The following is a 15,632-nucleotide window of genomic DNA, read 5'->3' on the forward strand; positions in this document are numbered from 1 at the left end:
ATTGTGACAAATGGTAGTTAATATTGATTGAACATTCAATTAAAAAAACGTTTAATAAATGGAGACAATGTGTTTTTAGGTTAAGAGCTCATGCCGAAAATAGGAATTCAATCGATACGTAAACAGCAGTTAATTCAGGCGACGTTAGCGGTAATTAATGAAGTTGGAATGCAAGAGGCCAGCTTTGTATTAATTGCACGTAAAGCGGGTGTTTCCACAGGAATTATTAGTCATTATTTTCGTGATAAAAACGGCCTACTCGAAGCGACTATGCGACATATTCAATATCAATTAGGTTTTGCTGTTGCGATGCGTTTGAGAATGTTAACAGGCGCAGACGCTAAATTGCGTATTCAAGCCATTGTAGAGGGGAACTTTGACCCAACGCAGACGAGCGAAGCGGCAATGAAAACGTGGCTCGCATTTTGGGCAAGTAGCATGCATCAGCCGAATTTAAATCGTTTACAGCAGGTTAATGACCGACGTTTATATTCAAATTTAAGTTATGAGTTTGGGCGCGTACTGGAAAAAAACGAGGCACGAATGGCGGCTAAAGGCCTTGCAGCGCTGATTGATGGGTTGTGGTTGCGTAGTGCGTTAAGTAATGAAGCCTTCCCTGTTTCGGATGCGTTAAAAATTACCAATGAGTACATCGAGATGAAACTTAGTGAGGCACAGGTATCTCAAACCTAAAATAATTTTACAGGAGATAATATGACAAACCCACCACTACATCAGCTATACATTCATGGTGGTTATATTGATAGCTCGCAACCACAATGCGACCAATTCCCTGCGATCAACCCTGCCAATGGCGAGGTGATTGCCAATCTCCAATCAGCTAGCCAAGAAGATATTCAGTGGGCTGTGGAAAGTGCCAAACAAGGGCAAAAAGTGTGGGCGGCAATGACGGCAATGGAACGTTCGCGAATTTTACGTCGTGCAGTGGATATCTTACGTGAACGCAATGATGAACTCGCCTACCTTGAAACCCTTGATACAGGAAAGCCGCTTTCTGAAACCCGATATGTGGACATTGTGACGGGAGCTGACGTCCTTGAATATTATGCAGGCCTGATTCCAGCTCTTGAAGGACAACAAATTCCATTGCGGGAAAGTTCATTCGCCTACACACGCCGTGAACCTTTGGGGGTCGTCGCTGGGATTGGCGCATGGAATTACCCGATTCAAATTGCGTTGTGGAAATCAGCCCCTGCGCTTGCAGCAGGCAATGCGATGATTTTTAAACCCAGTGAGGTGACGTCATTAACTGCGCTTAAACTTGCTGAAATTTATACGCAAGCGGGTGTCCCTGCGGGGGTATTTAACGTGGTAACGGGTAAAGGGGGAGAAGTCGGGCAGTGGCTCACAGAACACCCAGAAATTGCAAAAGTGTCATTCACGGGCGGGATAGCGACAGGGAAAAAAGTGATGGCCAATGCTTCTGCCTCTTCCTTAAAAGAGGTCACCATGGAGTTGGGTGGCAAATCCCCGTTAATTATCTTTGATGATGCAGACTTAGATAAAGCAGCGGATATTGCCATGATGGCCAACTTTTACAGCTCAGGTCAAGTTTGCACCAATGGAACCCGCGTGTTTATTCCTGAATCCCTCAAAACACAATTTGAAGCGAAAATTGTAGAGCGGGTTGCACGAATTAAGATTGGTTCACCGATTGTAGCAGAAACCAATTTTGGGCCATTAGTTAGCTTTCCTCATATGGAAAATGTATTACGTTACATTGAATTAGGTAAGCAACAAGGGGCACGGTTATTGTGTGGCGGTGAGCGTCTTGTCGAAGGGGATTTTGCTAAGGGCGCCTATGTGGCACCGACTGTCTTTACGGATTGCCGTGATGAAATGCAAATCACACAAGAAGAGATATTTGGCCCAGTGATGAGTATTTTAAGTTACCAAACTGAAGATGAAGTTATTGCGCGTGCAAATCATTCCGTCTATGGGCTAGCAGCGGGCATTGTCACACAGGACTTAACACGTGCTCATCGTGTTATCCATCAGTTAGAAGCAGGTATTTGCTGGGTCAATACATGGGGGGAATCCCCGGCAGAAATGCCAGTGGGGGGCTATAAGCACTCAGGTGTTGGTCGCGAAAATGGCATCATAACGCTGCAAAACTACACACAAATTAAATCTATTCAAATTGAACTTGGGGAGTTTTCATCCGTTTTCTAATCACATCATTTTAGTTTGACTGAAACAGAGGAGATAACAATGGTCTATGACTATATTATTATCGGTGCTGGTTCAGCCGGTAACGTTCTTGCTACACGCCTGACAGAAGATCCTGAAGTTACTGTGCTGCTCCTAGAAGCAGGAGGGCCAGATTATCGGCTCGACTTTCGCACACAAATGCCAGCCGCATTGGCGTATCCGTTGCAAGGGCGTCGTTACAACTGGGCGTACGAAACTGACCCAGAACCTCATATGAATCATCGTCGTATGGAATGTGGCCGTGGAAAGGGGCTCGGTGGCTCTTCATTAATTAATGGCATGTGCTATATCCGTGGAAATGCGATGGATTTTGATGGGTGGGCCCAAGCACCAGGCCTTGAAGACTGGCGCTATCTTGACTGCTTACCCTATTTTCGTAAAGCAGAAAGCCGTGATATAGGGCCAAATGATTATCACGGCGGAGATGGCCCTGTGAGTGTCGCAACACCAAAAACGGGCAATAATGTGCTGTTTAAGGCGATGGTGGAGGCTGGCGTACAAGCGGGTTATCCAAGAACTGACGATTTAAATGGTTACCAACAGGAAGGTTTTGGCCCAATGGATCGCACTGTTACACCACAAGGGCGACGTGCGAGTACAGGCCGTGGTTATTTAGACCAAGCTAAAGGGCGAAAAAACCTGACAATTGTGACGCATGCAACAACAGATATCATTGAGTTTGAAGGGAAAAAGGCGACAGGGGTCAAATATTACCAAGGTGATAGCACGACGGCAATAACGGTAAAAGCGCAAAAGGAAGTGCTTTTATGTGCAGGAGCAATAGCTTCCCCGCAAATTTTGCAGCGCTCAGGCGTTGGTCCCGAAGAAGTATTAAATGAGTTTAATATTGAAAAAGTGCATGTATTAGAAGGTGTTGGGCAAAACTTGCAAGATCACCTTGAGATGTATTTGCAATATGAATGCAAACAGCCTGTCTCTTTATACCCCGCATTAAAATGGTATAACCAACCGATGATTGGCGCACAGTGGTTATTTAAAGGCACAGGAATTGGCGCGAGTAATCAATTCGAAGCAGGTGGTTTTATACGCACCAGCGATAAATTTGCATGGCCGAATATTCAGTTCCATTTTTTGCCTGTAGCCATAAATTATAACGGTAGTAATGCGGTAAATTTACATGGTTTTCAAGCTCATGTTGGTTCAATGCGCTCACCAAGTCGCGGCCGAGTCCGTTTAGCCTCATTAGACCCGCGTCAACACCCAAGCATTTTATTTAATTACATGTCATCAAAGCAGGATTGGGAAGAGTTCCGCGCAGCGATACGTATCACGCGAGAAATTATGGCGCAGCCAGCACTTGCCCCTTATCGGGGAGAGGAAATTAGCCCGGGCAAGCATATTCAAACGGATGAAGAACTCGACGCATTTGTTCGGGAACGAGCCGAAACGGCATTTCATCCCTGCGGAACTTGTAAAATGGGCAATGATGATATGGCGGTGGTGGATGGTTCAGGGCGTGTGCATGGGCTTAGTGGCTTACGAGTGGTGGACGCTTCGATCATGCCTCTTATCATTACAGGAAATTTGAACGCAACGACCATTATGATCGCTGAGAAAATTGCAGATAAAATTCGTCATCGCCCTCCATTAGCTGCAAGCGATGCAGAATATTATGTGGCGGATGGCGCTCCTGTTCGGAGACAGCCACAGGAATAACGCATTATATTAAGCGATTAGCAGTCTTTAATTCCCTTAAGCGACGATACGTTGAGTATTGTCGCTTTTTTTACGTTTGAATAAATATTTTATTGATAAACAAACAAATGATAATAATAATGCAAATGATATTTATTATTATCTTGATCATTATTATCGTTGGTGTATATTTTATGCATCAATGCATTCCTAGGAGAAATAAGTACGTAACCACTCAATAAATAAGGTTTTTCTGTTAGCTTCATTTAAAGCGTAACCTATAAACTTACAATGAAATTCATGAATTCCAGTATGGCAGTAGGGATATTTAAATCTGCCCGTACGGGGTTTTATCGTCTCAATAAAATAATCATTAATTAATGAAGGCATTACTTAAATGATATTTCAAAATAAAAAAATAATTAGCTTACTTGTTATTTGTTCATCAAGTGCGGCATTTGCGGATGAAACTCAAACTACACCTCATAAAGATAAACTGACGGTCACTGCCAGTAAAATAAAGTCGAATAGTAAACAAATCGATACCAAAGATGTTTCAACGGTTCGGGGAACAACCAATTCCGATATATTTGCGAATGAAAGTTCATTGCAGGTCAATAATGCCCGAAATGAAGCGGGTGCATTAGATATCGGTATTCGTGGTTTGCAAGGTAATGGGCGAGTGCCGATTGTTATTGATGGCAGCTTGCAATCTACCAATACATGGCGAGGCTACCAAGGCAGTACGGACAGAACCTATATTGATATGGATTTGGTCGATACCATCAATATTGAAAAGGGGGCGTCGATGAGTAAATTCTCTGGTGGTGCTATCGGGGGAACGGTGAAATTAAAAACCTTATCGGCGAACAGTATTATTCCCCAAGGTGACCAATTCGGTTTTTTATTTAAGGGGAATATTTACAATAATAATCGCCGTCCATCAGTGGCATCAGATGAAAAAAACGAATCACAGTACCGCTTATCGAATGGGATTAAAAATTCACACTTTAATAATGGCTCAATGACTGTAGGAATGGCGTATCGAAATGAAAAATTCGACGTATTGATTGCTCACAGTGATAGAAAGCAAGGCAACTTTTTGGCAGGGAAGAATGGCTACCATAAATATTCAACTACAGATGCTCCCATAAAACCAGGGCAGGAGGTGGTCAATACCAGTTATGAAAGTCAATCAACGTTGTTAAAAACCAATATCTATATTAATCCTTATTCAAGTTTGGAATTAAATTACCGCCGTCATGAACAAAAAGCAGGGGAAGTTTTAGCTGCATATTGGTATCAATCTGACGGAAAAATGCCACAGTGGTCACTCGGAACGGCAGATATCGATACCGCATCATTGAATTATTCCTATAAACCTGATTCATTGTGGGTGGATGTGAATTTAGGTTTATGGTGGACAAAAGGTAAATTTAAGCAACGTAATGGCACGACTGATGATGTTACTGCAAATTATGGTAACCAATATCAGCATCGTTATACCGATGAGCGCATGGGGTTTAACTTAGAAAATACTTCTGAGTTTGCAAGTTACCCTATTAATGTGACTTACGGCGTAGAATTTATGGAGCAAAAAACGAAGCCGTTAACGAAAATGTACCAACCGATATGGACTCCAGAAGGTACGATCCCTGGTGAGGAGTTAACACCAGTGACACGCAATGCAAAAGGAAAAAATACGTCGGCATTTACCAATATGGAATATAAAGGTGAGTGGGTTAGCACATTAGCGGGTTGGCGTATTCACTCCTTTGATGTTGATGACCATGTATTAGGGAAAAGCATTAGTTATGGCCCGAAAAATGATTTTTTAGGTGAAGTGCGTTTTCATGTGACTGATGAGTTGGATATTTATACTAAGTATTCAGACAGTTACCGTGAGCCAAGCCTATTTGAAACCACAGTTTCTGGGCAAACGTATTCTTATACACCCGATGTGCCACTTAAACCAGAGCATGCAAAATCATTTGAGGTTGGAATCGATTTTGAAAAAAACAACCTGATTTTTGATGAAGATACTGCTGGTTTGCGTGTGGGGTACTTTAATAATGATATTAAAGGCTATCTTTCCCAAGGGGTAAACCCAACGGGTGTCTATTCACCTTATGTTGTCATGAAAAACTATGATAGTTTCAAGCTTTCAGGTTATGAAATTGAAGTGAAATATGACTCTAATTATGCTTTCGGCTCGTTAGATGCGACTTTCTATAACAATTCAGAGCTTTGTTCTCGTGATGAAATGGAGTTAGGCAACTTACCCGCTGCTTGTAACTCAGTTGGGTTTGCATGGGGATTATCACCATCGCGCCTTCCACCGAAAAAGGTCGTCTCTGGAATAGTGGGAGTGAAAATGTTTGATCAGAAATTACAAACAGGCTTACGTGTGCGTTATAACGCAGGCAAGGAATACCCACAAAAATGGTTAGCGGGAACAGCTGCAGCCCCTGTTACTAAGTTACATGCAACCACGACTTTTGATTTATTAGGGAAGTATTCTATTCAAAAAAATCTTCATGTGAATTTCAATATTGATAACCTAACCAATCGCTATGCATTTGACCCAGGTACCGTTATTTATATGCCAATTCCAGGAAGGACGTTCAGACTGGGCCTTGAGGCGACTTTCTAAGAGGCTATTTCGATTGCCTTAGATTATGAAATCTAAGGCAATATCACAGTCATTATTTATTTGGCTGAAAACTCTTTGTATGCACTGATAGTTTCAGCCGCATACATGGCGGATGGGCCACCGCCCATGAAGATAGCAACGCCGAGTGCTTCAGCTAACTCTTGTTCTGTTACGCCTAGTTCAACTAATGTTTTGGTGTGAAAACCAATGCAGCCATCGCAGCGGTTTGCAACTGCGATCCCAATAGCGATAAGCTCTTTGGTTTTTTTATCAAGGGCACCATCTTGTACGCCAGTACTCACAAGTCCCGAAAAGTGTTTCATAACGTCAGGAATATGTTTACCTAATTCTGGAAGGTGTTTACTGATATGTTGGGTAACATCATTGTATTTAGACATTTTTTCCTCACTTTTAGTTAATAAAATAATATAATGTAAATCAATATAATGTTTTTTTATATATTATCAACCAAAATTAAGTGGTAATGCTAGTGATGATTTAAAATTTTAAAAAGTTGATTTAATATGGTTTTTTATTTTAGTTGATGGGGTGGGGGGAAGTGAACACTAAAAATGGGCAAAAAAAAACCTCCCAAAAAAGCTAAGGAGGGAAAATAAATATAAAGCGAGTCTACTTATATACCACTGATTGAATGTAAACCATACCCGACCAGATGAATTATTTTTCAAAAACACATCAAATGTTGATTAATAATGGAAAAAAAATTTAAAAATCATTTGAGTAGAGTATTATTTGACGGAATTAATTAGCCATTGTAAATAGTTATCCTCAACCTGACTTGGGTCAAGCCTTATTAATTCAGGTATTTCATAGGGATGTATTTTTTTTATCGCCTCAAAAATGCTGAGTTGATTAGATTGCGTCGTTTTAATTAGTAGTAAAATTTCTTTATTTTTTGTGATATTACCTTGCCAAAGGTATAAGGATATTATTTCAGGCAATAAAGAAACACAAGCAGCTAACTGGTTATCTAAAAGGTATTGTGCGATTTTAATTGCGCTTTCTTGACTATTGGTTGTGCATAATACAATGCAAGATGGTTGAGAATTATTACTGTGCTGGCTATTGATAGTCATTTTATTTCCTCGATGGTTATATTAAGAAGAGTACTGTAATAAATGGCAGATTAGAGACAATAATATGGAATGAGTATGAATATCTAAAAGGACATTTTAAAATGTACAAAAAAATTATCATTTAAAGTTACAATTATATATCAAATAACAAGTCATATTGCTTGTTTTTTAATCTAATGTTGATTGTTTATTCATCTCTCGTGTTTTTCCACTAGTAAATATAATAGAAATATTATGTGTATATATTTAAAGAATGCGTTCTTTTATATCTAAAGTGTAACTAATTCGATTCAGCCTACAAAAAACAAGGTTAAATTATAAAAAAAATTGAAATTTTAGTATATTAAGAAAATTAAGATAATAAGTTGAGCTATTATATGTGATAGACCTAAATACATTATAAATATGTAAAATACCAATTTAGCGAGTAAATATTTTTCTTGTGTTATTAAAAGCAAGTAAGGGCTTTTTGTATTCAATAATGGCATTAGTATTATTGGAATGTTAGTAATAACCAATTTTTACAAAAAAAAGTTACTTTATTCCTGAAACAAAGTAACTAACTGATAACGATCAAAGTTTTTAGGTTCTACATTGTTAACATGATGATGTAAATCAAAATAATTATCTGAATATACTCTGTATTTCCATCTTTAGGCATGTATGGATAACTCTATGAATAAACTTACACCTTTAAAACCTGTACCAACATTAATCGCAGTTGTCATCACACTTGTCATTTGGTTTTTAATTCCAGTACCTGAGGGTGTTAATCCCAATGCTTGGCATCTTTTAGCGCTATTTGTCGGAACAATCGCCGCTATTATTGGTAAAGCTTTGCCAATTGGTGGGGTTTCTATTGTGGCTATTTCATTAGTTGCAGCAACAGGAGTCACCAACCCTGAGTCAACGAAAGGCGCTATTGCGGATGCATTAAGTGGTTTTTCAAATGATTTAATTTGGTTAATTGGTATCTCGATTATGGTTTCTATGAGCTTGAATAAAACAGGCTTAGGCGCAAGGATTGGTTATTATGTTATTTCATTGTTTGGTAAAAAAACGATTGGAATTGCATATTCACTTGCGATAGCAGAAACCATTCTTGCTCCAGTGACACCAAGTAATACTGCGCGAGGAGGGGGAATTATTCACCCGATTATGCGTTCAATATCTGACAGTTTTGGGTCAAAGGCAGAAGATGGAACGGCAGGTAAAATAGGACGCTACCTTTCTTTAGTAAACTATAATATTAATCCGATTACATCGGCGATGTTTATTACGGCAACAGCGCCAAACCCATTAATCGTCAGTCTGATTATTAGCGAAACCAGCCAAAGTAATGAGCTGACTTGGGGAATGTGGGCGATTGCGGCATTTGTTCCTGCGATTGTCTCGCTTATCTTAATGCCTCTCGTTATTTATTTTATGTATAAACCTGAAATCACCTCAACGCCAGATGCACCTAATTTTGCAAAAGAACGTTTACAACAATTAGGGCCAGTATCACTGCCTGAAAAGATCACTTTAGGGGTATTTGGCTTATTGTTATTAATGTGGGCTGGTGTACCTGCGATGATCTTTGGGCCTGCTTATAGTATTAATGCGACAACGGCTGCCTTTATTGGACTCAGTATTCTATTAGCAACAGGCGTGATTAATTGGGATGACGTATTGAAAAATAAAGGGGCTTGGGACACCGTCGTTTGGTTCTCCGCTTTAGTTATGATGGCGAGCTTTTTAGGTAAATTAGGCCTAATTAAATGGATGTCGTTAACTGTCGGAAGCACAATTGATAGTATGGGGATTAGCTGGGTATGGGGTATGCTCATCCTTGTTTTAATCTATGTCTATTCCCATTATTTCTTTGCGAGTACCACTGCGCATATTACCGCTATGTATGCAGCGTTTTTCTCTGCAGGTTTAGCATTAGGTGCGCCTCCAATGCTATTAGCACTGACACTCGCATTCTCATCATCGTTAATGATGTCGTTGACCCATTATGGAACAGGTACTGCACCAATTATCTTTGGGTCGGGATATGCAACACTTGGTGAATGGTGGAAAACCGGCTTTGTGATGAGTGTTGTTAACCTCGCTATTTGGTTCTTTATTGGTAGTGTCTGGTGGAAATTCTTGGGCTACTGGTAATAACACGCGGCTAACATGAGGACAAATAAAAGTCGGGCATAATTGCCCGACTGTGGTTGTTGACAAAGCAGGATAAAAGCGTCGTTTTTCCTGCTTTGTGTTATCAGCCGAAAATCAATAAATTGATTTTCCTAATTTATTTTCAAAACCTATCCAACCTGCAGTCAAACCTAATCGGTTTGTCAGCAGTCTGAGTCGGGCATAATTGCCCGATTTTTATGTTCATTGAATACTACAAGGTACTGATTATTAAGATGATTGTGCTAACGATAATCGAAACTGACATTATTTTTTTCCAGCTGATCACGGTCTTGGTATTCAAAGCATGTTGCCATAACAAATTGATTTCATCTGCATGAGCATATTTGCGTGTTTTAATAGCGAGCTTAACTTTTTTGACCATATCGTTGTCCGCTGAGACAGTATTTTTCATGATCATGGCAATTTACCTTTGTTGTAATAAGTAACAGTAATACGTTAATTAATATAAGAAGTTGTTACGATGAAATGATTATCGCAGATAAAAAGTGAATAAAAATTGTCGAGTTTTTTTGCCTATTTCCCCCTTTAGGTGGAGAAATATTTGTTCTTGGGATTTTTGCTAGAAAAAAGAGTAGATAAAAATAGAAATAACGTCATTAAGGGGAAATAAGGGGAATTTAAAGGTCATATTTACATTTTTTGGTGGGATATGTTTAATTTAAAGTTGGTGAGGTAAAGACCATAAATGTAATTGGTTTGGTTGTAAAAGCCAGTATGATATATAAACTCGCGATCAAATTTATGTAGAGGAAAACATGTATTCACAAAGGAAAGCCGAATTCTTCTTGGTATTAACCACGATGATTGCCGCTTGGGGGTGGGTTTTTTCGCGTGAAGCCGTTCAAGGTATGCCTGTTTTCGCTTTTCTGGGAACGCGATTTTTACTTGCTGCCATTATATTGCTCCCTTTTTGCAAAGGAAAAAGAAATAGAATTCCACTGAAGCAACTTCCTAAAATATTGATGACAGGCGGTTGGATGGCACTGAATTTAGTTTTGTGGATCCATGCAGTTGCGATAACTGACTCTATTGGGGAAGGGGCTTTTATTATGAGCCTTGCGATGTTATTTGTTCCCTTAGTTGCATGGGTTATCTTGAAAAATCGACCAAGCCGATATTTTTGGGAAGCGTTGCCAGTGGCGATTATTGGGCTAGCTTGTTTAACTCTATTTAAAGCGCAGCTTGAATTTAAAGCGAGCCAGTTGTGGTTTTTAGGTGCCGCTATTGTTCAAGCGATTTATTTTTGTTATACCAGTTTGTATACCCGAATGGTGCCTCTTTTACCTTTAACAACGATACAGTTAGCCACAACAGGGATTGTGGCCTTGGTGCTTTCACTCTTTTTAGAAGAATGGCCGACAAGTTTAACTACGCCAACTGTGATGTGGTTAGGGGCAAGTGTGGTTATCGCGACAAGTTTACGCTTTGTATTGCAACTTATTGGTCAAAAAAACACTACCGCAGCCAATGCAGCGATTATTATGATCTTAGAGCCTGTAATGACAGTCTTTGTTGCTGCCATCTGGTATCACGAACGTATGCCACTAATTCAAATCGTGGGCTGCATACTGATTTTATTTTCTTTATTTTATTACCGCTGGCGTTGTTCAAACTCATTATCTAAATAAGACTGATAGATAAAAAAACATTAATGATTGCGGATTTTTTTAAAGAAAACGACTATGATTAATAGCAAGATTTATCGATGGGGATATTAATCTTAATAAGAGGTTCTTATTCTGTAAATTAAGATTAATAGTGTTGAAAATAGACAATAATTACCCAAAATAGCGAAATACTGAACAAGAGCATGCATTGTCATTTGTTTATGCATTGAAAGCTGAATGGGGAAATAGGCAAAAAATGAAAAAATTAGCGTTAATATTGGGTATGGCGGGTGTGATGAGCGTGTTATCAGCATGCTCCGATGAAAAATCAGAAATTGCAGAATACAAAGAAAATTTTGTGAATACGTGTGTGGTGGCTTCAGGTAACCCACAAGGCGAAACTGCAAAAGCAATTAGCGCCATTTGTGGTTGTGCATACGATAAAACGATTGAAAAATATGGTTTAAGTGAATTTAAACGTATGGACGGTGAATTGGAAAAATCAGGGAATGCAGAGCCTGAGTTCCAAAAAACAATGATTGAATTCGTTCAACAGTGTTCACAAAACGCGCGTTAATATTGCCTAACCCGCAGTGAGTTATCTAACACTGCGGGTACTTATATTATTTAAATAAATTTTTAAATTGGTGGGGAGCACTGCGTAAATATTGCGGCGCTACATTAATTTGCTCGTTCAACTCAGTTGCCGCACGCCAAGGCCAACGGGGCTCAAATAAAATCCCACGACCAATGGCCACAAAATCCGCCTGATGCGTTGCAATAATCGCTTCTGCTTGTAACGGTTCTGTTATTAGTCCAACTGCAATAACGGGCATCATGCTATGTTCATGGATAGCTTGCGCTAAAGGTACTTGATAATTAGGACTTAGCGGGATTTGTTGTTCTGGTGAAAGCCCCCCTGAAGAAACGTGAATATAATCACAGCCGAGTTCCTCTAATTGTTCACACAGTTCGATAGATTCAGGAACATCCCAGCCATTGTCTAACCAATCCGTTGCGGAAATACGCACACCAACAGCAATATTAGGGCTGATCGCTTTACGCACTTCATGAAATACATTAATTAGTAAGCGGCTGCGATTTTCAAAACTTCCACCATATTCGTCTTGGCGTTGGTTTGAAATAGGGGATAAGAATTCATGCAATAAATAGCCATGAGCTGCGTGGATCTCTATAACATCAAAACCTGCTTGTTCGGCCCGTTTTGCCGCATTAATAAATTGGTGTTTAATTTCTTGGATATCATCAGTAGTTAGTTCTCGTGGCAAGGGATTATTACCAAAAGAGAGAGGGGAAGGCGCGACAGTTTGCCAACCATGGGCATCCGTTTCACTGAGGCTTTTTCCCCCTAACCATGGAAGATCACAGGATGCTTTTCTGCCTGCATGGGCAATCTGTACACCTAACCGAGCATCAGAATATTGTCGAATATCAGTCAGCATTTGTTTCATGGCTGTTGCTTGCTCGTCATTCCATAGCCCAAGATCTTTATAAGTAATTCGCCCTTCAGGCACGATAGCACTTGCCTCGACGATCACCAATGACGCCCCAGATAAGGCCAAGTTCATGTAGTGTGCGCTATGCCAAGCTGTTGGTAAGCCATTATTAGCTGAATACTGGCACATCGGGGGAATAATAATTCTATTTTTTAGTGAAACCAGACCCATTGCTGCAGAAGAAAAAAGGTGACTCATTCGCGAATTCCCTATTTGTAGCCTTTAGTTATCCTAATATTATACCTGAATCAATAAGCGATTTTTGTGAGATGGTGTGGTATTGATTTGAAAACAGTATTTTTTAGAGGAAAGATAAAGAAAAAAATCAAGTCATTTAATTCATATTTGAATAAAGAGATAAAAAGCAGATTTTCCTTTCTAACCTGCATAAAAAACAATACTTTCATTAAAAAAACGATAGAAAAATTAAAATAAAATAGTAATGAGAAATTATATATATCGATAATTCCACATGTTATTAATTAACTAATTAATAACCAATTACCTTTGGAATTAATTAACTATTATGGTTTTAATGGTTCTAATAGTGAGTTTGGCTATTTTTTTATTTTAAATAGTGATTTTAATAAGTGTAAATGAGTTGTTATTACCGCAAAAATAGCCAATGAGACTTGCGGGTAGGCTGAAGGATTTATATAAGCAAGGTACTGATACGTAATGAAATGAGTGAATCCATTCTTCAATATAATTAATGTTGAATATTAAAGGTTATCAAATTAATTACATAAAAATCATTCACCTGAAAAATATAATTCTAAGAAGGAAACGCATGTGTTAACAATTATTGGTATTTTAATCATTGTATCGATAGTCACCTTATTAATGATGGGAAAAGTGAGTCCCATTATTGCAATGTCGTGTATTCCCTTTCTCGGCGCTTTATTAGCAGGATATTCTATCGCAGAAATATCTGTTTTTTTTGAAAGCGGTATTAACAAAGTTTCCAAAGTTGCCGCAATGTTCTTATTTGCCATCTTGTTCTTTAGTTTGATGAAAGATTTGCACATTTTTGACCCGTTAATTCGACTCATGGTCAAAATGACTCGGGGAAACATTATTGTTGTCTGTATTATGACGACACTTATTGCGGGTGTTGTGCACTTAGATGGCTCAGGAGCAGCAACATTCCTCATTATTATTCCTGCACTTCTCCCTTTATATCGTCAGCTTGGTATGAGCCCATATTTAATGCTGTTATTGATGTGTGCGAGTATGGGGATTATGAATATGGTTCCTTGGGGAGGCCCACTAGGTCGTGCTTCAGCTGTGACGGGTATAGATGCCTCTATTTTATGGCAGCATTTGATCCCTGTTCAATTAATCGGTATGGGTGGCGCCGTTTTATTTGCTGTCATTATGGGAATGCGTGAAAAACGTCGTATTGCTGCTGCAAAACTTAATGGTACGACGCCGTATGAAATGGATTCTTTGCTACCCGTTAGTGATGATATGGCAGATGTGACGGACACTATTCATAAGCCTAAAAAACCATTAATTAACGGAGGGTTGATTATCGCGTCAGTTATCTGTTTAGCATTTGGTTTATTATCAGCTCCTTATGTCTTCATGATAGCGCTTTCGCTAGCATTGATGGTCAACTTTCCAAACCCGAAAGACCAAATGAAAGTACTGTCACAACATGCGCCGCAGGCTCTTGGCATGGTGGCTATTATTCTAGCCGCAGGTGCATTTTTAGGCATTTTATCCGAAGGTGGCATGTTGAAATCGATAGCGATGGACTTAACCGCTATCTTGCCAACGGAATGGGTATCGAAAGTGCATATTTTTGTTGGAATTATCGGTGTGCCAATGGATATTTTCACCAGTACAGATGCTTATTATTTTGCGCTGTTGCCAATAATTCAACAAATTGCAGGCACTGTAGGTGTTGACCCATCAGCAGTGGTTTACTCAATGGCGATAGGTAATAACGCAGGGACGTTCGTCAGCCCGTTCTCCCCGGCGGCATGGTTAGCAATGGGGTTAGCAGGTATTGATATGGGACGCCATTTGCGCTACTCATTCGGCTGGATTTGGTTGTTTAGTTTCTTTTTACTTGCTATTGGTGCAGTTCTCGGTCTCTACTGATTATTCTTCATCTTTTGGCCTGTCGCGTTGTTGGCTTCAAAAGTCAACCCAAGTCACATACTTATGTATGCTCCTTGGGATTGACTTTCTTTGCCGCCTAGCGACAGACGCAAAATCTATTGAATAATCCGCGTGCATTAGCTAAAGCATAATCTCAGTGCTGTCGCGTTGTTGGCTTCAAAAGTCAACCCAAGTCACATACTTATGTATGCTCCTTGGGATTGACTTTCTTTGCCGCCTAGCGACAGACGCAAAATCTATTGAATAATCCGCGTGTGTTATTTAAGGCATAATTTCGATATGGCGGCGTTGTTGGCTTCAAAAGTCAACCCAAGTCACATACTTATGTATGCTCCTTGGGATTGGCTTTCTTTGCCGCCTAGCGACAGACGCAAAATCTATTGAATAATCCGCGTGTGTTATTTAAGGCATAATTTCGATGTGGCGGCGTTGTTGGCTTCAAAAGCTAACCCGAGTCACATACTTATGTATGCTCCTCGGGATTGGCTTTCTTTGCCGCCTAGCGACAGACGCAAAATCTATTGAATAATCCGCGTGTGTTATTTAAGGC

12 protein-coding genes are annotated in these 15,632 nt (G+C 39.6%); 8 read left to right on the top strand and 4 right to left on the bottom strand.

From position 1 onward, the window contains the following. Positions 1–90: 90 nt before the first annotated feature. From betI to KDJ85_RS01030, 4 genes are all read left to right on the top strand, one after another. Positions 91–693 (top strand): transcriptional regulator BetI, encoded by a 603-nt coding sequence (gene betI, locus KDJ85_RS01015; protein WP_225818091.1) that lies wholly within the window; start codon positions 91–93, stop codon positions 691–693. A 21-nt stretch (positions 694–714) separates the two neighbouring features. After that, positions 715–2,193 carry a betaine-aldehyde dehydrogenase gene (gene betB / locus KDJ85_RS01020; RefSeq protein WP_225818093.1) on the top strand — a complete coding sequence of 493 codons (1,479 nt, stop codon included), beginning with the start codon at positions 715–717 and terminating at the stop codon, positions 2,191–2,193. 39 nt (positions 2,194–2,232) lie between these two features. Beyond that, positions 2,233–3,909 carry a choline dehydrogenase gene (gene betA / locus KDJ85_RS01025; RefSeq protein ID WP_225818095.1) on the top strand — a complete coding sequence of 559 codons (1,677 nt, stop codon included), beginning with the start codon at positions 2,233–2,235 and terminating at the stop codon, positions 3,907–3,909. A gap of 376 nt (positions 3,910–4,285) precedes the next feature. Further along, positions 4,286–6,541 carry a TonB-dependent receptor domain-containing protein gene (locus KDJ85_RS01030; RefSeq protein ID WP_225818098.1) on the top strand — a complete coding sequence of 752 codons (2,256 nt, stop codon included), beginning with the start codon at positions 4,286–4,288 and terminating at the stop codon, positions 6,539–6,541. A 56-nt stretch (positions 6,542–6,597) separates the two neighbouring features. Here the strand turns inward: KDJ85_RS01030 and KDJ85_RS01035 are convergent, their stop codons facing one another. Together KDJ85_RS01035 and cutA are read right to left on the bottom strand one after the other, a co-directional pair. Further along, positions 6,598–6,939: a carboxymuconolactone decarboxylase family protein gene (locus tag KDJ85_RS01035; protein ID WP_206083901.1), complete on the bottom strand. Its 342-nt coding sequence runs from the start codon at positions 6,937–6,939 to the stop codon at positions 6,598–6,600. A 351-nt stretch (positions 6,940–7,290) separates the two neighbouring features. Then, complete coding sequence (gene cutA / locus KDJ85_RS01040; protein WP_225818100.1) at positions 7,291–7,638, bottom strand: divalent-cation tolerance protein CutA; 348 nt, start codon at positions 7,636–7,638, stop codon at positions 7,291–7,293. Between the two features lie 675 nt (positions 7,639–8,313). Here cutA and KDJ85_RS01045 point away from each other — a divergent pair. Continuing rightward, on the top strand, positions 8,314–9,786 hold the full coding sequence (locus KDJ85_RS01045; RefSeq protein ID WP_206083903.1) for an anion permease: 1,473 nt from the start codon (positions 8,314–8,316) through the stop codon (positions 9,784–9,786). A 232-nt stretch (positions 9,787–10,018) separates the two neighbouring features. Here KDJ85_RS01045 and KDJ85_RS01050 read toward each other — a convergent pair whose 3' ends face one another. Then, entirely contained in the window at positions 10,019–10,225 is a 207-nt protein-coding gene (locus KDJ85_RS01050) for a 3-oxoacyl-ACP synthase (RefSeq protein WP_225818102.1), read from the bottom strand. 358 nt (positions 10,226–10,583) lie between these two features. On the opposite strand from KDJ85_RS01050, the gene KDJ85_RS01055 reads away from it, so the two are divergent. Beyond that, the gene (locus KDJ85_RS01055) at positions 10,584–11,456 is read left to right on the top strand and encodes a DMT family transporter (protein WP_225818104.1); all 873 of its coding nucleotides are present in this window, start codon (positions 10,584–10,586) and stop codon (positions 11,454–11,456) included. 235 nt (positions 11,457–11,691) lie between these two features. Next, the gene (locus tag KDJ85_RS01060) at positions 11,692–12,012 is read left to right on the top strand and encodes a hypothetical protein (protein ID WP_225818106.1); all 321 of its coding nucleotides are present in this window, start codon (positions 11,692–11,694) and stop codon (positions 12,010–12,012) included. Positions 12,013–12,058: 46 nt separating this feature from the next. Here the strand turns inward: KDJ85_RS01060 and KDJ85_RS01065 are convergent, their stop codons facing one another. Beyond that, positions 12,059–13,150, bottom strand: a complete 1,092-nt coding sequence (locus tag KDJ85_RS01065; RefSeq protein WP_225818108.1) for an NADH:flavin oxidoreductase/NADH oxidase — start codon at positions 13,148–13,150, stop codon at positions 12,059–12,061. Positions 13,151–13,744: 594 nt separating this feature from the next. Here KDJ85_RS01065 and KDJ85_RS01070 point away from each other — a divergent pair. Next, entirely contained in the window at positions 13,745–15,061 is a 1,317-nt protein-coding gene (locus KDJ85_RS01070; protein ID WP_225818110.1) for a CitMHS family transporter, read from the top strand. Positions 15,062–15,632: the final 571 nt, after the last annotated feature.

It is taken from the genome of Providencia vermicola (genome assembly GCF_020381325.1).
GTDB classification, from domain to species: domain Bacteria; phylum Pseudomonadota; class Gammaproteobacteria; order Enterobacterales; family Enterobacteriaceae; genus Providencia; species Providencia vermicola.

Coding starts and splice junctions, on each gene's coding strand:
- betI (WP_225818091.1), top strand. CDS start 91: ATGCCGAAAATAGGAATTCAATCGATACGTAAACAGCAGTTAATTCAG.
- betB (WP_225818093.1), top strand. CDS start 715: ATGACAAACCCACCACTACATCAGCTATACATTCATGGTGGTTATATT.
- betA (WP_225818095.1), top strand. CDS start 2,233: ATGGTCTATGACTATATTATTATCGGTGCTGGTTCAGCCGGTAACGTT.
- KDJ85_RS01030 (WP_225818098.1), top strand. CDS start 4,286: ATGATATTTCAAAATAAAAAAATAATTAGCTTACTTGTTATTTGTTCA.
- KDJ85_RS01035 (WP_206083901.1), bottom strand. CDS start 6,939: ATGTCTAAATACAATGATGTTACCCAACATATCAGTAAACACCTTCCA.
- cutA (WP_225818100.1), bottom strand. CDS start 7,638: ATGACTATCAATAGCCAGCACAGTAATAATTCTCAACCATCTTGCATT.
- KDJ85_RS01045 (WP_206083903.1), top strand. CDS start 8,314: ATGAATAAACTTACACCTTTAAAACCTGTACCAACATTAATCGCAGTT.
- KDJ85_RS01050 (WP_225818102.1), bottom strand. CDS start 10,225: ATGATCATGAAAAATACTGTCTCAGCGGACAACGATATGGTCAAAAAA.
- KDJ85_RS01055 (WP_225818104.1), top strand. CDS start 10,584: ATGTATTCACAAAGGAAAGCCGAATTCTTCTTGGTATTAACCACGATG.
- KDJ85_RS01060 (WP_225818106.1), top strand. CDS start 11,692: ATGAAAAAATTAGCGTTAATATTGGGTATGGCGGGTGTGATGAGCGTG.
- KDJ85_RS01065 (WP_225818108.1), bottom strand. CDS start 13,150: ATGAGTCACCTTTTTTCTTCTGCAGCAATGGGTCTGGTTTCACTAAAA.